This is a genomic window from Sphingopyxis sp. BE235, from assembly GCF_031457175.1.
GTDB lineage: Bacteria > Pseudomonadota > Alphaproteobacteria > Sphingomonadales > Sphingomonadaceae > Sphingopyxis.
In genome coordinates, this window is the sequence record NZ_JAVDWC010000001.1 from 1,387,409 (window position 1) to 1,404,696 (window position 17,288).

Annotated in this window: 17 protein-coding genes; 9 read left to right on the forward strand and 8 right to left on the reverse strand. The window is 65.0% G+C overall.

All coding sequences use genetic code 11. The features are described from left to right. Positions 1–6 precede the first annotated feature (6 nt). From J2X38_RS06525 to J2X38_RS06535, 3 genes are all read left to right on the forward strand, one after another. Positions 7–1,239 (forward strand): FAD-dependent oxidoreductase, encoded by a 1,233-nt coding sequence (locus tag J2X38_RS06525; RefSeq protein WP_310252389.1) that lies wholly within the window; start codon positions 7–9, stop codon positions 1,237–1,239. A gap of 366 nt (positions 1,240–1,605) precedes the next feature. After that, positions 1,606–3,084, forward strand: a complete 1,479-nt coding sequence (locus J2X38_RS06530) for an NAD(P)/FAD-dependent oxidoreductase (RefSeq protein ID WP_310252391.1) — start codon at positions 1,606–1,608, stop codon at positions 3,082–3,084. 26 nt (positions 3,085–3,110) lie between these two features. Next, positions 3,111–3,983 (forward strand): SDR family NAD(P)-dependent oxidoreductase, encoded by an 873-nt coding sequence (locus tag J2X38_RS06535; RefSeq protein WP_310252393.1) that lies wholly within the window; start codon positions 3,111–3,113, stop codon positions 3,981–3,983. Here the strand turns inward: J2X38_RS06535 and J2X38_RS06540 are convergent. The 6 genes from J2X38_RS06540 to J2X38_RS06565 are packed head-to-tail and all read right to left on the reverse strand — an operon-like array spanning position 3,980 to position 10,263. After that, the gene (locus tag J2X38_RS06540; protein WP_310252395.1) at positions 3,980–5,452 is read right to left on the reverse strand and encodes an FAD-dependent oxidoreductase; all 1,473 of its coding nucleotides are present in this window, start codon (positions 5,450–5,452) and stop codon (positions 3,980–3,982) included. The genes J2X38_RS06535 and J2X38_RS06540 overlap by 4 nt on opposite strands. Next, the gene (dmpG, locus tag J2X38_RS06545; protein ID WP_310252396.1) at positions 5,449–6,495 is read right to left on the reverse strand and encodes a 4-hydroxy-2-oxovalerate aldolase; all 1,047 of its coding nucleotides are present in this window, start codon (positions 6,493–6,495) and stop codon (positions 5,449–5,451) included. Before dmpG ends, J2X38_RS06540 begins: the two co-directional genes overlap by 4 nt. Beyond that, on the reverse strand, positions 6,492–7,436 hold the full coding sequence (locus J2X38_RS06550) for an acetaldehyde dehydrogenase (acetylating) (protein ID WP_310252398.1): 945 nt from the start codon (positions 7,434–7,436) through the stop codon (positions 6,492–6,494). The genes dmpG and J2X38_RS06550 overlap by 4 nt, the downstream gene beginning before the upstream one ends. A 9-nt stretch (positions 7,437–7,445) precedes the next feature. Then, positions 7,446–8,234: a fumarylacetoacetate hydrolase family protein gene (locus J2X38_RS06555; protein ID WP_058539045.1), complete on the reverse strand. Its 789-nt coding sequence runs from the start codon at positions 8,232–8,234 to the stop codon at positions 7,446–7,448. After that, a complete protein-coding gene (locus J2X38_RS06560; RefSeq protein ID WP_310252400.1) occupies positions 8,221–9,039 on the reverse strand; it encodes an alpha/beta hydrolase in 819 nt (272 codons plus the stop codon). The genes J2X38_RS06555 and J2X38_RS06560 overlap by 14 nt, the downstream gene beginning before the upstream one ends. Before the next feature lie 12 nt (positions 9,040–9,051). After that, positions 9,052–10,263 carry an acyl-CoA dehydrogenase family protein gene (locus tag J2X38_RS06565; RefSeq protein WP_058539043.1) on the reverse strand — a complete coding sequence of 404 codons (1,212 nt, stop codon included), beginning with the start codon at positions 10,261–10,263 and terminating at the stop codon, positions 9,052–9,054. 377 nt (positions 10,264–10,640) lie between these two features. Here J2X38_RS06565 and J2X38_RS06570 point away from each other — a divergent pair, with 377 nt between their 5' ends. Genes J2X38_RS06570 through J2X38_RS06585 form a run of 4 tightly spaced genes read left to right on the forward strand, consistent with a single transcriptional unit; the run spans position 10,641 to position 13,929 of the window. Next, positions 10,641–11,531, forward strand: coding sequence for a VOC family protein (locus tag J2X38_RS06570; protein WP_310252403.1), 891 nt, complete (start codon positions 10,641–10,643; stop codon positions 11,529–11,531). 40 nt (positions 11,532–11,571) lie between these two features. After that, positions 11,572–11,949, forward strand: a complete 378-nt coding sequence (locus tag J2X38_RS06575; protein WP_310252405.1) for a nuclear transport factor 2 family protein — start codon at positions 11,572–11,574, stop codon at positions 11,947–11,949. 1 nt (position 11,950) lies between these two features. Then, positions 11,951–13,156: an acetyl-CoA C-acyltransferase gene (locus J2X38_RS06580; RefSeq protein ID WP_310252407.1), complete on the forward strand. Its 1,206-nt coding sequence runs from the start codon at positions 11,951–11,953 to the stop codon at positions 13,154–13,156. Between the two features lie 17 nt (positions 13,157–13,173). Further along, positions 13,174–13,929, forward strand: coding sequence for a glucose 1-dehydrogenase (locus J2X38_RS06585; RefSeq protein ID WP_310252409.1), 756 nt, complete (start codon positions 13,174–13,176; stop codon positions 13,927–13,929). Between the two features lie 4 nt (positions 13,930–13,933). On the opposite strand, the gene J2X38_RS06590 is transcribed toward J2X38_RS06585, so the two are convergent. After that, the gene (locus tag J2X38_RS06590; RefSeq protein WP_058539038.1) at positions 13,934–14,302 is read right to left on the reverse strand and encodes an EthD domain-containing protein; all 369 of its coding nucleotides are present in this window, start codon (positions 14,300–14,302) and stop codon (positions 13,934–13,936) included. Next, a complete protein-coding gene (locus J2X38_RS06595) occupies positions 14,302–15,987 on the reverse strand; it encodes an FAD-dependent oxidoreductase (protein ID WP_310252413.1) in 1,686 nt (561 codons plus the stop codon). Before J2X38_RS06595 ends, J2X38_RS06590 begins: the two co-directional genes overlap by 1 nt. 230 nt (positions 15,988–16,217) lie before the next feature. Here J2X38_RS06595 and J2X38_RS06600 point away from each other — a divergent pair, with 230 nt between their 5' ends. Next, the gene (locus J2X38_RS06600) at positions 16,218–16,739 is read left to right on the forward strand and encodes an Lrp/AsnC family transcriptional regulator (RefSeq protein ID WP_310252415.1); all 522 of its coding nucleotides are present in this window, start codon (positions 16,218–16,220) and stop codon (positions 16,737–16,739) included. Beyond that, positions 16,736–17,206, forward strand: coding sequence for an Lrp/AsnC family transcriptional regulator (locus J2X38_RS06605; RefSeq protein ID WP_310252417.1), 471 nt, complete (start codon positions 16,736–16,738; stop codon positions 17,204–17,206). Before J2X38_RS06600 ends, J2X38_RS06605 begins: the two co-directional genes overlap by 4 nt. The last annotated feature ends 82 nt before the right edge of the window (positions 17,207–17,288 follow it).

Below are 17,288 nucleotides of genomic sequence, written 5' to 3' on the forward strand. Positions count from 1 at the left end.
TTTTTGGTGAGCCGGGCATCGGCTACCCATCATCGCGACCTCCGGACCGGCCAGTCGATCTGGTCGGCGCGGCGCCGTCCCGCTATCGCCGCACAGCAGCTGACACGGGACATCGCGTGCGACGTGGTCGTCGTTGGGGCCGGCGTATCGGGCGCGCTGATCGCGGAAGCGCTGTCGGACGCGGGGCTCAACACCGTCATCGTCGATCGCCGGGGCCCGGCCGAAGGATCGACCGCCGCGTCGACCGCGATGCTGCAATATGAGCTCGATACGCCGCTCTCCTTGATGGCCGAGCGGATCGGTCGCGAGAAGGCCGAACGCATCTGGCGCCGCTCGCGCCAATCGGTCGATGCACTGCGCGAACGGACCGAACGGCTGGACCTCGCCGTCGATGGCGCGACGCGCGGCTCGATCTATCTCGATGGCGATGTGCTCGACGCGGGCGGTCTCGCGATCGAGGCCGACGCCCGGCGACGCGCTGGCTTCGAGGTCGAGCTGCTCAAGCCCGCTGCCGTGCAGGAGCGCTACGGGATCAAGGGACGTCACGCGCTGATCGGCTTCGGCAATTACTCCGCCGATCCGCGTCGTCTCACCGCGGGTTATCTGAACGTCGCGCTGGCGCGCGGCGCCCGGCTCTATTCGCCAGTCGATATCTGCGACATAGTGCCCACGGGCGATGGTGTAACTCTGGTGTCGGCTCGCGGACCAGCTATTCGCGCGCGCCATGCAGTGATGGCGACGGGCTATGAGATGATGAAAGGCATCCCACGCAAGGGAAACAAGATCATCTCGAGCTGGTCGATCGCGACCCGCCCGCAGCCCCGCGCCATCTGGCCGACCGCCGCGATGATATGGGAAGCCGCCGATCCGTACCTGTACATCCGGACCACCCCACGCGGAGAAATCATTTGCGGCGGCGAGGATGAGGAAATCGGCGATGCGGAGTACCGCGATGCCAAGCTTCCCGACAAGGCAGCGACGTTGTCCCTAAAGCTTGCGGCTTTGCTGCCGGGCGTCGACGCCACGCCCACTTATAGCTGGGCCGGCAGCTTCGGTGACAGCCCGGTGGGGACACCGACCATCGGCCGCATCCCGGGCATGCCGAACTGCTATGCCGCGATGGGGTATGGCGGGAATGGCATCACCTTCTCGATGATGGCGGCCCAGATTTTGCGCGGCTTGATCTGCGGCTACGGCGACCCGGACGCGGATTTAGTCAGCTTCCATCGGAAGTTCTGACCGCAGAGATATTCGCCCGTCGGGTGATATCCGCTTTCCGCACCTGTCTCCCCTATGCCTATCGTCCGGAGCCGGCCCATAACGGAATTGGCTGCCCATCTTTTCACAGCTTCGCGATATGAGACGATCTCAATGTCTTTGACGCACTCGGCCGCTCCAACAGAGGAGCGTTACCAAGTGCCATTGAGTGAAGCAATTATTCGGCAAGCCGACCCGCGCCTAAAGCCCCACAAGATCTCCGACGGTGGCGGACTCGACACGCGCTTCTGTTCACGCTGCTCCCGATCTCGTCCATTTGAGTGATGTGGGCGCCCGGCAGCGGCCGTAGGGAACGGGGCAAGAGCAATCGGAAAACTGGAGTGGATAGTGGAGCGCAATCTGGACCTGCGATATGTCGTCATCGGCGCGGGCATGTCGGGGATATTGGCGGCGATCCGGCTGCGCGAGGCGGGCTATCGCAACGTCACGCTTCTCGAAAAGGCGCATACGATCGGCGGCACCTGGCGCGAGAACCGCTATCCGGGGCTCAACTGCGACGTTCCCGCGCACGCCTATACCTACAGCTTCGCGCCCAATGCCGAGTGGAGCAGCTATCTGGCGCCGGGTCCCGAGATCCAGGACTATTTCGAAGATGTGACCGATCGTTTCGGCCTGCGCGAGGTCGCGCATTTCGGGCAGGAGGTCGATAGCTGCACCTATGCGGACGGCGTCTGGACCGTCACGACCAAGCCGGGGATGACCGTCGAGGCCGATGTCGTCATCACCGCGACTGGCGTCCTTCATCATCCGCGGATGCCCGAGATCGAGGGGCTGGGCAGCTTCGCCGGCACCGTCGCGCACAGCGCGCGCTGGGACGATGCGATCGCGCTCGACGGCAAGCGCATCGGCGTCGTCGGCAGCGGTTCGACCGGGGTCCAGCTCGTCTCGGCGCTCGCCGGGCGCGCGGGCAAGCTCGGCCATTTCCAGCGCTCGCCGCAATGGATCATGCCGATGCCGAACACGCCTTATTCCGAGGAGCAGCGCGAGGCGTTCCGCCGCGACCCGGCGCTGATCGACGCGGTTCGTTACGATCCCGACTATCAGGCGAATGTGCTGCGTTTCACCGCGGGCATCATCAAGCCCGACAGCGAAGAGATGCACATTATCGAAACGATCGTGCGCGACAATCTGGAACAGGGCGTCGCCGACCCGGTGCTTCGCGAGCGGTTGCGCCCGAATTACCGCGCAGCGTGCAAGCGGCTGATCTTCTCGCCCGATTATTATCAGGTCGTGCAGCAGCATGACGTCGACATCGTGATCGAGGGGATCGAGCGCATCGAGCCGCAGGGTATCCGGACGAGCGACGGCGTGCTCCACGAACTCGACCTCATCATCCTCGCGACGGGTTTTCACGCCGACCGCTTCATTCGCCCCGCGGTGGTGACCGGGCGCGGCGGGGCGTCGCTCGACGACATGTGGGCGAAGCACGCGACCGCGTACAACGCGATCTCGCTCCCCGATTTCCCGAACTTCTTCTTCCTCAACGGGCCGACGGGGCCGGTCGGCAATTTCTCGCTGATCGACGTCGCCGAACGTCAATGGGGCTATATCGAGCAGCTCCTCGACAAGGTGACAAGCGGCGAATGCGACGAAATCTGCGTCACGCCCGACGCCATGACGCGTTATGACGACGCGCGGACCGAGGCTGCCAAAGGCACGATCTTCGCGTCGGGCTGTTCGAGCTGGTATCTGGGCAAGGATGGCGTGCCGATGACCTGGCCGTGGAGCTACGGCCATTTCGCCGATGTGATGGCGAAGCCCGTTTTCGCCGATTTCGAGATGGTGAAGGCCGAAGTCGCCGCCTGAAGGCGACGCCCAATAGGGAGAGTGACATGGCAAATCCGGCAATCGCCGTCGTAACGGGCGCCAGCCGCGGCGCGGGCAAGGGCATTGCGATCGGTCTCGGCGAAAAGGGGATGACGGTCTATGTCACCGGCCGCAGCAGCGATCGCAGCGATGCGACGGGGTGGGACGGCGCGCCGCTGGCGGGGACCATCCACGAAACCGCCGCGGCGGTGACGGCGGCGGGCGGCAAGGGCGTCGCGGTCGCTTGCGACCACGCCGACGATGCGCAGGTCGCGGCGCTTTTCGAACGGGTACGGAAGGATTCGGGTCGGCTCGACATTCTCGTGAACAACGCCACCTATATCCATCATCAGCTCATCACGCAGGCGCCTTTCTGGGAAAAGGAGCTTGCGGCGGCGGAAATCCTCAACGTTGGGCTGCGCTCGGCCTATGTCGCGAGCTGGCACGCCGCCGCGATGATGGTCGAACAGAAATCGGGGCTGATCGCTTTCACCTCTTCTTTTGGCGCGAGCTGCTATATGCACGGCGCGGCCTATGGCGCGCAAAAGGCGGGCGTCGACAAGTTCGCGCACGACATGGCGGTCGATTTCCGCCCGCATGGCGTCCGCACCGTCTCGATCTGGCTGGGGCCGCAGATTACCGAGCGCGCGCTGGGCGCGGCCGAGGTCCATAAGGAGCAATATGAAGGCTTCATGGCGATGGCAGAGATGCCGCAGTTCACCGGACATATCATCCACGCGATCGCCGGTGACCCCAAGGGCGACGAACTGTCCGGGCACACCGTCATTGGCGCCGAGATCGCGGGACGATATGGCATCACCGACCGCGGCAAGACGCCGCCGTCGCACCGCGAGATGCTCGGCAGCCCGCGCGATCCGAACCCCGCGATCGTCTATTAGTCGGGCGTAGCAGTTGCCGCCTGCCGCCCCGCCATGCGCCCGAAAAAGGTGCAGTCGGCGAGGCTGAGACCCGAGCTATAGCCATGCCCCCAGCGCGGCAGGCCCGATGTCGCGCGGCCGGCGGCAAAGAGGCCGGGAACGATGTTCCCGGCACGATCGAGCACTTCGCCCGACGGGCGCGTGTTGAGGCCGCCAAGCGTGAAGAAGGAAAAGAAGCTGGTGCGGATGTTGAGCTCCAGCGCCGCAAAAGGTCCTTCGTCCAGCACTTTCAACCATTCGGACGCCTTGTTGAAGATCGGGTCATGGCCTTCGGCGGCGTAGCGGTTGAAGGTGTGGACGGTCGGCGCCAGCGTGTTTGCGGGCAGGCCGAGCTCGCGTTCGACCTCCTCCCAGCTGTCACCCACCGCGGCAATCTCGATCCGCGCAAGATCGAGCGGCCGCGCGAAAATCGCGTTGTCGACGAGGAGGAAAACACGGTCGCCGGGCTGGTCGAGCATCGTCCGGCTGACGCGCCCGTGATAGCAGTCCTCGTTGATGAAACGTTGCCCGCGTTCGTTGACGAAAATGCCCTTCACCAGACTTTCGGGCATGATCCACGGGCAGGTGGTGAAAAACTCATCCATGTGGATCGCGTCGCCGCCGACGCCCATACCCATCAAGATGCCCGACCCGTTATCATTCTCGCCGATCGGGTTCGCGAGGCGCAGCGTTTGCGGCGCGTGGCGGCGGAGCATGTCGTCGTTCATGCAGAAACCGCCGGTGGCGAGGATCACGCCCTTGCGCGCGCGAATAAATCGCGGCTGGCCGTCGAGGCGGACGACCAGGCCGGTGACGCGGGCGTCGGTATCGACGACGAGCGACAGCACGCGCGCATCGCATTGAACGTCGACGCCGAGCGCGCGAACCCGCGCTTCGAATATGTCCATCAGCTTGCGCCCGCCGCCCCAGCCCATGAACTGGATCGTATGTCCGCGCGGCGCGGGTGTCGCGGCTTCGGAAAAGGGCCACGCCGCCTCGCTGCCCGACCAGATCAGCGTGTCGTCTTCGGCGGGCTCGATGATCTTGCCGGGAAGGAATGTCCCTTTGTAGGGAATCCCCTGATCCTTGAGCCATTGATAATGGCCGAGGCTTTCGCGCGCATAGAGCGCAACCTTGGCGGCATCGGCATCGGGGCCGCCCGCCATCATCAGATAGGCTTCGAGCGCTTCGGTCGTGTCGGTAAAGCCCGCGGCGCGCTGCGCATCGGTGCCGCCGCTGCCGCCGAGATAGATTTCGCCGCCCGACAGCGCCGAGGCGCCGCCGCTTCCCGACGCCGCCTCGAACAGCGTCACCGCCGCGCCGGCTTCGGCCGCCTCGATCGCCGCGCAGGCACCCGCGGCGCCGAAGCCGACGATCGCGACATCGGTTTCGGCGTCCCAGCGCTCGACCTGTTCGTGCGAAAAGGGGCGAGCGGCGGAGAAGCCCGTCATGCGGCGGTCTCGCGCGCCTTCAGCATGTCGAGCGCGACGTCGACGATCATGTCTTCCTGCCCGCCGACCATCTTGCGGCGGCCGAGTTCGACGAGGATCGTGCGCGTGTCGAGACCATAGGTTTCGGCCGCCTTTTCGGCGTGACGCAGGAAGCTCGAATAGACGCCCGCATAGCCGAGCGCGAGCGTTTCGCGGTCGACGCGGACCGGGCGATCCTGAAGCGGACGCACCAGATCCTCGGCGGCGTCCATCAGCGCATTGACGTCGCAGCCATGGTTCCAGCCCTTGCGGTCGGCGGCGGCGATGAAGACCTCGAGCGGCGCATTGCCCGCGCCTGCGCCCATGCCGGTCAGCGAGGCGTCGATGCGCACTGCGCCTTGCTGCGCCGCGACGATGCTGTTCGCGACGCCGAGCGACAGATTGTGGTGCGCGTGCATGCCGCGCTGCGTTTCGGGCTTGAGCACGCGGTCATAGGCTTCGAGCCGCGCCTTCACCCCGTCCATGTCGAGTGCGCCGCCGCTGTCGGTCACATAGACGCACTGGGCGCCATAGCTTTCCATCAGCAGGGCTTGGCTCGCGAGCGCCTCGGGCTCGATCATATGGCTCATCATCAGGAAGCCGGCGACGTCCATGCCAAGGTCGCGCGCGATGCCGATATGCTGTTTCGACACATCGGCCTCGGTGCAATGCGTCGCGACGCGCACCGAACGGACGCCGAGGTCATAGGCGCGGCGAAGTTCCTCGACCGTGCCGACGCCGGGCAGGATCAGCGTGGTGAGCACCGATTTGGTGAGCACCGATGCGACCGCTTCCAGCCATTCCCAGTCGGTGTGTGCGCCGAAGCCATAGTTGAAGCTCGCGCCGCTCAGGCCATCGCCATGCGCGACCTCGATCGCGTCAACCCCCGCGTCGTCGAGCGCCTTGGCGATCGCCTTCACCTCGTCGATGCCATACATATGGCGGATCGCGTGCATCCCGTCGCGCAGCGTGACGTCCTGGATATAGAGCTTGTCGCCCGCCTCGACGTTGAATTGCGCGCTCATGCGACCACCTTCTTTCCTTCGCGAATACGCTGTGCGAGCAGTTCGCCGGTCGCCTTGGCGGCGGCGGTCATGATGTCGAGATTGCCCGAATAGGGGGGCAGGTAATCGCCCGCGCCCTCGACCTCGAGCAGGATCATCGTCTTGATGCCCGTAAACTCGCCGCGCCCGGGAATCTTGAGCTTGTTGTTGTCGCCGAAGCGCTCGAACTGCACCTCCTGCTTCAGGCGATAGCCGGGCACATAGGCCTGCACCTTCTTCACCATCGCCTCGACGCTGGCACGGATCGTGTCCTCGTCGGCGCCTTCGGACAGGGTGAACACCGTATCGCGCATGATCATCGGCGGTTCGGCGGGATTGAGGATGATGATCGCCTTGCCCTGCGCTGCGCCGCCGACCTTTTCGATGGCTCCGGCAGTCGTGCGGGTGAACTCGTCGATGTTGGCGCGGGTGCCGGGCCCCGCCGAGCGCGACGACACCGATGCGACGATCTCGGCATAATGGACGGTCGCGACCTGGCTGACCGCGGCGACCATCGGGATCGTCGCCTGTCCGCCGCAGGTCACCATATTGACGTTGCCGGCGTCGAGGTTGTCCTCGCCGTTGACGGTCGGGATCGTATAGGGGCCGATCGCGGCGGGGGTCAGGTCGACGACCTGCTTGCCGTCGGCGCGCAGCGCGGCGTCGTGCAACTTGTGTGCATAGGCGCTGGTCGCGTCGAACACGATGCCGATCTCGGGATAGACGTCCATCGCTTGGAGCCCGCCCAGCCCTTCGTGCGTCGTCGCGACCCCGCGCTCGCGCGCCATCGCGAGACCTTCGGACTTCTCGTCGATGCCGACGACCGCCACCAGCTCCATATTCTGCGGATATTTGATCATCTTGATCATCAGGTCGGTGCCGATATTGCCCGATCCGATGATCGCCGCCTTCACGCGTGTCATTGCCATTCCTTATACAAAACGCGCGACGCAATGGCCGAGCGTGCGGCGGCCGTCGCCGAGGATCATTTCGAAAATGTCGCCCTTCACCGCGGGCGCGAGCGGGACGAGGCTGCCCGACAGGATGATGTCGCCGGCGTCGAGCGTCACGCCATGCGCGCCGAGCGTATTGGCGAGCCAGGCGACCGCCTGCGCCGGGTCGCCCTGCACCGCATGGCCATAGCCTTCGGACAGCGGCGATCCGTTCTTCGCGACCGCTACATGCAGGTTCGGCAGATCGAGCCCGCGCGGATCGATCCGTTCCTTGCCGAGCACAAAGACCCCGCACGAGGCGTTGTCGGCAACCGTGTCGACGATGCCGATCTTCCAGTCGGTGATGCGGCTGTCGACAATCTCGAAACAGGGGGCGATGCTCGCTGTCGCCGCGATCACGTCGGCAGCGGTCACACCGGGACCGTTCAGGCTGTCCTTCAGGATGAACGCGATCTCTGCCTCGGCGCGCGGCGCGATCAGCGCTTTCGCGTCGATATCGATATCGCCCTCGACATACATCCAGTCGGTGAGGAAGCCGAAATCGGGCTGGTGGACGCCCAGCATGTCCTGCACCGCCTTCGACGTGACGCCGATCTTCTTGCCGACGACGCGCTCGCCGTCCTTCAGCCGCCGCGACAGGAAGTCGAGGCTGATCGCATAGGCGTCGTCGATCGTCAGCGAGGCATCGCGCGCGATCAGCGGTTCAACCGTGCGCCGGTCGCGCAGCGCCGCATAGAGTTCGCGCCCGTATGTTTCAGCGATGCTCATCGAGGAACTCGATTGCATAGCGGTTGAACTCGCTCGCGCGTTCGACCTGCACCCAGTGGCCGACCTTGTTGAAGGTCACGCAGCGCACATCGTCGCATGCTTCGAAGAAATACTGGATGCCCGAAAGCGGCATGAAGCGCTCGTTCTGGCCCCAGAAAAGCAGGATCGGCACCTTGATCTCGCCGAGCCGCGGCCGGACATTATGCGTCCGCATCCGCGTGATCACCTCCTTGGGCTGCTGGCTCGCGACCGCGAAGCGTTCCTCGACGAGCGCGTCGGTGATGTGTTTCGGGTCGTAAACCAGATTTTCGCCGAGGCGGCGCTGATCGGCGAGGCTGAAGTCGGGGCTGCCGAAGGAGGAGCGCATGTCGGCGATGCCGGGCATCGCGAAATAGACGTCGAGCTCCTCGATGCAGCCGGGCGCCATCAGGATCAGGCGCTCGGTGAATTCGGGATGGTCCTGCGTCATCTGGATCGCGACGCCGCCGCCGAGCGAGTTGCCGATCAGCGTCGCCTTGTCGACCCCGTGCGCCGTCAGCGCATCGTACAGCGTGTCGGTGAACAAGGTCAGCGTATAGTCGATGTCTTCGGGCTGCGACGAGGCGCCATAGCCGATCAGGTCGGGCAGGATGACGCGGTAGCCGGCCGCGACGAATGCATCGACATTCTGCCGGAAATTGGACAGCCCCGATGCGCCGGGACCGCTGCCGTGGACGAACACCAGCGCCGGGCCTTCGCCCGCTTCCTTGATGTGGATGTCATAGCCACCCGCGACGCGGTGCGTCGTTTCCTTCATCTCTCCCATGGCGATTTCCTCTTACATGAATGTGAAGGCGGGCGGTTCGCCGAGCATCGTCATGACGACGTCGGTGGTGCGATTGCCGGGGTCGTTCGCGACGTGCGCGCGCGCGGCGTTGAGGTCGAGCCACGGCTGGATGATCGCGCTCGACATATAGACGGCGCGGCCGCCGAGGAGCTGGACCATGCCGTCGACCAGCTCGGCGAGCCGCCGCACGACGGTCGAGCTTTGATAGGCATAGAGCGCGCGTTCCTCGAGCGTGATCGGCTCGCCGCTTTCGGATTTCGCCATCAGCCGGTCGAAGGTCGTCTGGTGCGTCAGCTCCATCTCGAGGATTTGCGCGTGGGCTTTGGCGATCGCGCCGTGCAGCAGCGGGTCGGCCTTCGATGCCTTGCCGGTGTTGGTCGAAATGCGGCCCTGCATGATTTCCATCGCGGCATTGACCGCGGCGCGGGCGCCGCCGAACGCCGCGGTCGACACCGAGCGGACGAAGATCTGCGCCCAGGGCAGGCGATAGAGCGGGCCGTCGTTCTCGGCCTGGCCGGGATTGGTGCAGGCGAAGCCGTCGCTCGCGCGGTGGGTGCGATGTTCGGGGACGAAGACCCGCTCGACGAGGATGTCGAAGCTGCCGGTGCCCTGCAGGCCGAAAACGTCCCATGTCCCCTCGATGACCTGATAATCGCCGCGCGGGAGCAGGAAGGTGCGCATGTCGGGCGGGCCGCCGTCGGTATCGAAGTTGAGCGCGCCGAGCAGCACCCAGCCGCAATGCGTCGAGCCCGAGGAAAAGCCCCAGCGGCCCGAAAGATAGAAGCCGCCCTCGACCTTCTCGACCTTGCCGACGGGCTGATAGGTCGACGAGACGAGCATCGCGCCGCCATTGTCGCCCCACACCTCGCGCTGCGCCTCGTCGTGGAAAAGCGCGAGCTCATAGGGGTGGCAGCCGAGCACGCCGTAAATCCAGCCGGTCGACATGCAGCCCTCGGCGAGCGCCTTTTGCACTTCGAAGAAGACATTGGGGTGCATTTCATAGCCGCCCCAGCGCTTCGGCTGCAGGATGCGGAAGAATCCCGCGTCCTGCATCTCGGCGACGGTTTCCGCGGGGACGTTGCCGTCGAGCGTCGTCTGGCGTGCGCGGGCCTTCAGCGTCGGAATCATTGCGCGGGCGCGCTCGATCAGCGCGGCGGGGGTGGGCAGCGCGGTGTCGGCGGCTTGCTGCGGGGCGGTGGCCATATGCTCTCCTCGGGATATTCATGCGCTTGCGGGAGGCCGCGTCGCGATATCACTCCTGTATTCGTAGTGAATGATGCATTTCTCTACGCAAGCTGTCAATCCGGATTCTATGCAAAATGTCGCTTCGGGCCATTCGAGGGGTCGGGCTGCGTATCGAGGCGCGCAGCGCGATACGCAAAGTGTCGCTTGCCGTAGCGGCGTTCAGGGCTTTGGATTGATCGATCGACAGCGAGAAGTGCGAGCTGAGAAGGCAAAATATACGGTTTGCGTAAATTATAACGCAAATTTCTACGTATCATACTTGATGTGGCGCGTTCTCGCCTGTAGCTTGCGCTCGATTCAGGGTGCAGGAGCACCCGTCCGTAGGGGATGAGTGAATGGCAATCAGGTCACTGGCCTATGTCGTGGTCGATACGGCCGATGTCGAAGCGTGGCGCGCCTATGCCGAGCAGGTGCTGGGCATGCAGGCGATCGACCATGCGGGCGGCCTGCGCCTGCGCATGGACGAGCGTCCGTTTCGCATGCTGATTCGGGCAGGCGACGCCGAGCAGTTTCACGCCGCAGGACTCGTCTATCCCGACAAGGCCGCCTTCGATCGCGGCATTGCGGGGCTGCGCGATGCGGGCGTCGCGATCGAATCCGCGACCGCCGACGAAGCCACGGATCGCCATGTCGTCGAATTCGTCCGCTGTACCGACCCGTCGGGCAACCGGCTCGAACTCGGCTGGGGGCGCGTCGTCGACGGCAATCCGTTCGTCTCGCCTGCGGGCGTATCCGAATTCATCACCGGCGAGATGGGGATGGGGCATGTCGTCTTCCCCGCGGCCAAGCTCGCCGAAACGCGCGCCTTCTATATCGACCTGCTCGGCTTCGGCGACACCGACGAGATGCGCGTCTATATGCAGGGCGGCGGGCCCGACGATCCAGGGCTCGGCCTTCATTTCCTCCACTGTGACAATCCGCGTCACCACAGCGTCGCGCTCGCCGAATTCCCCGTGCCGAGCGGGCTTGTCCACATGATGGTCGAGGTGCCGGGCCTCGACGATGTCGGCCGCGCGCTCGACCGCGCGAAGGCGGCGAACGTCCATATCTCGTCGAGCCTCGGCAAGCATATGAACGACAAGATGGTCAGCTTCTACATGCGCAGCCCCGGCGGTTTCGACATCGAATATGGCTTCGGCGGCATCCAGCCCGACTGGGCCAGTTTCACCCCGACGATCAGCCTCAAGGAAGACGAATGGGGTCATCATTGGGATTTCGGCGGCTGACGCCGCGCTGATCTCGCCCCCGATTTTGGAGAAAGACATCATGCCCAGCCACGAGGAAATGGTCCGCGCCGTCGAGCGCTATGTCGAAGCGTTCGACAAAGGTGACGCCGCGATGGCGTCGGGCCTTTATGCCGACGACGCGACGGTCGAGGATCCGATCGGCACCCCGATCCACCAAGGACGCGACGCGATCCACGCCTTTTATACGATGTCGATGCAGGCGGGCGCCAAGCTTCGCCTCGACGGCCCGGTGCGCACCGGCGGCGATTATGCGGCCTTCGCCTTCACCGTGCTTGTCGATTTCGGCGGCCCGAAGGAAATCGAGGTCATCGACACTTTCAAGTTCGACGGCGAAGGCAAGGTGACCGAGATGCGCGCCTATTGGAGCCCCGCCAACATGCGCGCAGTCGAGGCCTGAGATGGCACGCGAAGCCGCCATCGTTTCGACCGCGCGCACCGGCGTCGGCAAAGCCTATCGCGGTGCGTTCAACGACACCGAGGCGCCGGTGCTGGCAGCGCATGTCGTCAACGCCGCGATCGCGCGCGCCGGGATCGATCCCGCGCGCGTCGACGACGTCTATCTGGGCGTCGGCAACCACTGGAACACGCAGAGCTATAATCTCGGCCGGCTGGCGGTCCATGGCTCGGTGCTTCCCGATTCGACCGGGGGTTTCACGCTCGACCGCAAATGTTCGTCGGGGCTCAACGCGCTCGCGCTCGCCGCGCGTGGCATCATTGCCGACGAGATCGACGTCGCGGTCGCGGGCGGGATGGAGAGCATTTCGCTCACCCTCAACAAGCACACCCCGGCCTTTCGCAATCGGTCGGAGTTCATCAAGGCCGCCGACCCCCACGCCTATATGGCGATGATCGAGACCGCCGAGATCGTCGCCGACCGTTATGGCGTCAGCCGCGAGTCGCAGGACGCCTTCGCCGCGATCAGCCAGCAGCGCGCCGGCGCGGCGCAGGCCGCGGGAAAGTTTGCCGACGAAATCGTGCCGATCACCGTTCAAAAAGCGCTATTCGACAAGGAAGGCCATGAGGTCGGCAAGGAAGAATTGACGCTGGCGCATGACGAGGGCGTGCGCGGCGACACCACCGCCGAAAAGCTCGCGGGCCTGAAACCCGTGTTCAAGGACGGGCTGGTCGTCAAGGAAGGCCGCCATGTCACCGCGGGCAACGCCAGCCAGCTGTCCGACGGCGCCTCGGCGCAGGTCGTGATGGACCGCGCGATGGCCGAGAAGGAAGGGTTGCCGATCCTCGGCATATATCGCGGTTTTCAGGTTGCGGGCTGCAAGGCCGAGGAAATGGGCATCGGCCCGGTCTTCGCCATCCCCAAGCTGCTCGAACGCGCCGGCCTCAAGATCGACGATATCGGCGTCTGGGAAATCAACGAGGCGTTCGCCAGCCAGGCGCTCTACTGCCGCGACAAGCTCGGGATCGACCCCGACAAGCTCAACGTCAACGGCGGCGGCATCGCGATCGGTCATCCGTTCGGGATGACGGGCTCGCGCCTCGTCGGCCACGCATTGATCGAGGGCAAGCGCCGCGGCGTCCGCTATGCGGTCGTCTCGATGTGCGTCGCAGGCGGCATGGGCGCCGCGGGCCTGTTCGAAATCGTCTGAATCAAAAGGAGGCAGCGATGGCGCTGTTGTTCGAAGGAAAAACCGCATTCGTCACCGGCGGGGGCAGCGGCATCGGCCGCGCCGCCGCGCTGGCCTTTGCCGCCGAGGGCGCGAAGGTCGCGATCGGCGATCTCAATGGCGACAGCGCCGCCGAAACCGCCGTGCTGATCCGCGCGGAGGGCGGCGAGGCGCATCATGGCGCGCTTGACGTCACCGATGGGCGCGCGGTCGACGCCCTTGTCGACGATATTGTCACGCGCTGGGGACGGCTCGATTGCGCCTTCAACAATGCCGGGGTCTCGCTCGAGGGAATGGAAACGCCGTGGGGCGACCTTGCCGCCTATGATCGCACCATCGCGGTCAATCAGCGCGGGCTGCTGCTCTGCATGGCCGCGGAACTGCGCCATATGGAAAAGGCGGGGCGCGGCGCGATCGTCAACACCGCGTCGATCGCGGGCATGGCGGGGGCCGGGGGCGCTGGCTATTGCGGGTCGAAGCATGCGGTGATCGGGCTCACCCGCTCGGCGGCGATGCGCTACGCCGCGCAGGGTATCCGCATCAACGCGGTCTGCCCCGGTGCGATCCGCACCCCGATGGTCGACGCGGTGGTGAAGGAAGAAGCCGCGGCGCGCTTCGTGGCCGAAATGCACCCGATGAACCGCATCGGCGAAGCGCATGAAATCGCCGACGCGGTGATCTTCCTCTGCTCGGACAAGGCAAGCTTCATCACCGGCCACCCGCTCGCGGTTGACGGCGGCTATCTGGCGCGCTGAGGGATCAGTCAGCGACGAGCGCGCTTGCGCGCTCGTCGACCACGATAAGCCGGGTTTTTGATCGGTCGAGGAATTGTTCCTCGTCCGCCGCCAGCCGTGCGGCATTGGCGGGGCTCATCAGCACAGCGAGCGCCTCGTCATAGGCCGCACGGTCGTGAAACCAGATCTCGGTCACCGAATCATAGTCGAAAGGCGGGGCCAGATCGAAGGCGATGCTGCCCTCGGCCGCGACATAGTTGCGGCGATAAGCGAGGATATTAGGCATCAATTCAAGCACCAGGGGCGCGTGCCGGGTCTCATAATAGTCGATAAAGGCCGCGCGGCTGATATCCGCGCGCGCCTTCAATAGTGAAATGACCTTGAACATACCCATCAGCTGTTCACCCGCATCGCGTGGCGCGCAGCAAGCCAGCCGAAAGTCATCGCCGGGCCCAGCGTCGCGCCCGCGCCCGGATAGGTCCGCCCCATCGCGGCGGCCGAGGCGTTGCCGATCGCATAGAGCCCGCCCAGCGGCCTGCCGTCCTCGCCCAGCACCCGGCCGTTGTCGTCGGTGAGCAGTCCGCCGTTGGTGCCAAGGTCGCACGGATAGATCGGGATGGCATAGAAGGGCGCCTCGGCGATCGGCGCGAGCGTCGGATTCGGCGTTACCGAGGCATCGCCATAATGCCGGTCATAGGCGGAGGCGCCGCGGCCGAAATCGGGATCCTCGCCCTTGAGCGCATTGGCGTTGAAGCGCGCAATTTCCTTGGAAAGCGCGGCGGCGTCGACCCCGATCTCCTTCGCCAGCCCGGCAAGGGTTCCGGCCTTCTTCAATATCTTGCGCATCGCCTCGGGGATGTGGCCGTCGGCCGACGGCTTGCCCGCCATCATCGGGCCGAGCATATATTTGCCGCGATAACGCGCGTCGAACACGAACCAGGAGGGGGCGGTGGGCGCCTCGGGGGTGTTGCAGCGGTGCATCTCGCCCCCCGCGACATGATAGGATGCCGCCTCGTTCATATAGCGCTTGCCCGCCTGGTTGACGATGATCGAGGAGGGGAGCGCGCGTTCGACGAACATGATTCGCGCGCGGTCCTCGCCTTCGAGCAGGAAGCCGGGGCCCCACCAGGCCGAATCCATCAGCGCGGTCGCGGCGCCCACCGCGAGCCCGGCCTTCAGGCCGTCGCCGGTGTTGCTCGGTACCCCCGCGCTCCAGTCGGCCGAGGTCGGCTGCGGCAGATATTTTTCGCGCAGCGCGGCATCATGGTCGAAGCCGCCGCTCGCGATGATCACGCCGCGGCGCGCGCGAACCTCGATCCGCTGGCCGTCGCGTTCGACGATCGCGCCGGTGATCCCCCCCTTGCCCTGGACCAGCTCGACCATCGGCGCATTGAGCCAGAGCGGCACGCCCTTTTTGTCGATCGACAGCTTCAGCCGCCCGATCAGCGCGTTGCCGCCGGTCAGGCGCCGCGAACGCTTGGTTTTGAAGCGCCAGGGCAGGTCGAACATATATTTGAGCATCAGCTTGAACAGCAGCGGCTTGGCGCCGGGACTCATGGTCAGGAGCAGCTTGGCTTCCTCCATCGTCCAGGTGAAGCGCCCAAAGGTCAGCGTCAGCGTGTGCGGCGGCTCCATCCGCTCGAAATCGGCGCCCAGCCGGTCGGCCATCAGCGGGATCGGGTCGTGCGTCCGCCACCCGTCGCGCGCGCCCGCGACGTCCATATGATAGTCGGAATAGGCGTAGGCGGTGTAGCGGACCTCGGACCGTTCCTCGAGATAGCGCAGCATCCGGTGTGCATTGTCGACATAGGTCGCAAGCCTGGTTTCGGGCACGTCGTCGCCGATCAGCGTCTTGATATAGCCCAGCGCTTCCTTCGGATCGTCGGCATGGCCCTTGGCGCGCGCGTCGTCGCTGTTCGGGATCCAGATGCCGCCGCCCGACGTCGCCGACGTCCCGCCATAACGCGCGCTTTTCTCGACAACCAGCACGTCGGCGCCGGCATCGGCAGCGGTGAAGGCCGCAGTCAAAGCCCCGGCGCCCGAGCCGATCACCAATATATCGACTTCGTGAACCGCCACTCTATTGCTCCTGCGTGCCTGCCCCGGAAAAACTCGCGCTTTCCGGCCTGCATGCGATTCTACATAATGATTGCGTTTTTGAAAGATAAAATTTTTACGCAAACCGTTATATATTCTGCGCTGCAATCGATGAATGTTGACAGTGGCGCGGCGATACGGTCTGTGGACGCATATCGATGACGTCGACGCGCCATCGCACAGGATGCTGGTTTAGCTGGGGAGAACAGGCGTTGCGCACCGCAACCAAGGCCGGAAAAAGGACGCGGGGCAAGGCCGCGAACGCGAACCAGGGTGACGGGCTGCCGGCGCTCGACGAGGTCGACGAGCAGATCATCGCCGCGCTTCGCAAGAACGGCCGGATCGCAAACCGCGACATCGCGCGCGAGATGGGGCTGAACGAGGCGACGGTGCGCACGCGGCTGCGCCGGCTCGAGGATGCCAGCATGGTGCGCGTCGTCGCGATGCGCGACCTTTCGGCGATGGGCTTTGGCTATCTGGCACCCGTTGGGGTGCAGGTGAAAGGCCGATCCGCGGGCGATGTCGGCGCCGAGATCGCCGAGCTGGAACGCGTCATCACCGTCAACGTCGCGATTGGAACGCATGACCTGGAGATTCAGGTGGTGGCCGAAACGCTGGAGGAGATGCAGCATCTCCTGACCGGCGTGATCGCCAAGATCGACGGGGTCGAACGGCTGTTCCCCAGCCTCGCGCTCAAGGTTTTCAAATATAATCCGGAGTGGGCACCGCTATGAGCGCCAGGATCAGCCTCGACGAGCTCGATCACAAGATCATCGAGCGGCTCGGCCACGACGCGCGCGTTTCGAACCGCGAGATCGGCCGCGAATTCGACCTGACCGAAGGCACGATCCGCTCGCGCCTCAAGCGGCTGCTCGACAACAGGGTGATCCGCGTCGCGGCGGTCACCAACGCCAACCGGCTCCGCAACCCGATCCTCGCCTATCTCTGGGTCGAAGCCGACACCGCCGCCGATATCGAGAAGGTTGCGGAGAGCCTGGCGAGCCTGCCCGAGATCGGCTTTGTCGCGACGACGCTGGGCCGCGCCGACGTGCTCGCGATGACGCTGGTCGAAAACGGCAATGAGCTGACCGACTTCCTGCACCAGACGATCGACAAGATCCCCGGTGTGCGGCGTGTCCGCTACAGCCTCGGGCAGAATTTCATCAAGCACGACTATCGCTGGTGCGCGTTGGTCGATTGAGCGTGGTCTTTATCGATCGCAGAAAAATGCCCGAAACGACCGTTGAGGGGCGGAAAGCGGCCGTTGCTCCATCTCCCTTTCG

What these genes read in the sequence shown, in the direction of transcription:
- J2X38_RS06535 (WP_310252393.1), top strand. Translation starts at nt 3,111, where the DNA reads ATGGCAAATCCGGCAATCGCCGTCGTAACGGGCGCCAGCCGCGGCGCG.
- J2X38_RS06540 (WP_310252395.1), bottom strand. Translation starts at nt 5,452, where the DNA reads ATGACGGGCTTCTCCGCCGCTCGCCCCTTTTCGCACGAACAGGTCGAG.
- dmpG (WP_310252396.1), bottom strand. Translation starts at nt 6,495, where the DNA reads ATGAGCGCGCAATTCAACGTCGAGGCGGGCGACAAGCTCTATATCCAG.
- J2X38_RS06550 (WP_310252398.1), bottom strand. Translation starts at nt 7,436, where the DNA reads ATGACACGCGTGAAGGCGGCGATCATCGGATCGGGCAATATCGGCACC.
- J2X38_RS06555 (WP_058539045.1), bottom strand. Translation starts at nt 8,234, where the DNA reads ATGAGCATCGCTGAAACATACGGGCGCGAACTCTATGCGGCGCTGCGC.
- J2X38_RS06560 (WP_310252400.1), bottom strand. Translation starts at nt 9,039, where the DNA reads ATGGGAGAGATGAAGGAAACGACGCACCGCGTCGCGGGTGGCTATGAC.
- J2X38_RS06565 (WP_058539043.1), bottom strand. Translation starts at nt 10,263, where the DNA reads ATGGCCACCGCCCCGCAGCAAGCCGCCGACACCGCGCTGCCCACCCCC.
- J2X38_RS06570 (WP_310252403.1), top strand. Translation starts at nt 10,641, where the DNA reads ATGGCAATCAGGTCACTGGCCTATGTCGTGGTCGATACGGCCGATGTC.
- J2X38_RS06575 (WP_310252405.1), top strand. Translation starts at nt 11,572, where the DNA reads ATGCCCAGCCACGAGGAAATGGTCCGCGCCGTCGAGCGCTATGTCGAA.
- J2X38_RS06580 (WP_310252407.1), top strand. Translation starts at nt 11,951, where the DNA reads ATGGCACGCGAAGCCGCCATCGTTTCGACCGCGCGCACCGGCGTCGGC.
- J2X38_RS06585 (WP_310252409.1), top strand. Translation starts at nt 13,174, where the DNA reads ATGGCGCTGTTGTTCGAAGGAAAAACCGCATTCGTCACCGGCGGGGGC.
- J2X38_RS06590 (WP_058539038.1), bottom strand. Translation starts at nt 14,302, where the DNA reads ATGGGTATGTTCAAGGTCATTTCACTATTGAAGGCGCGCGCGGATATC.
- J2X38_RS06605 (WP_310252417.1), top strand. Translation starts at nt 16,736, where the DNA reads ATGAGCGCCAGGATCAGCCTCGACGAGCTCGATCACAAGATCATCGAG.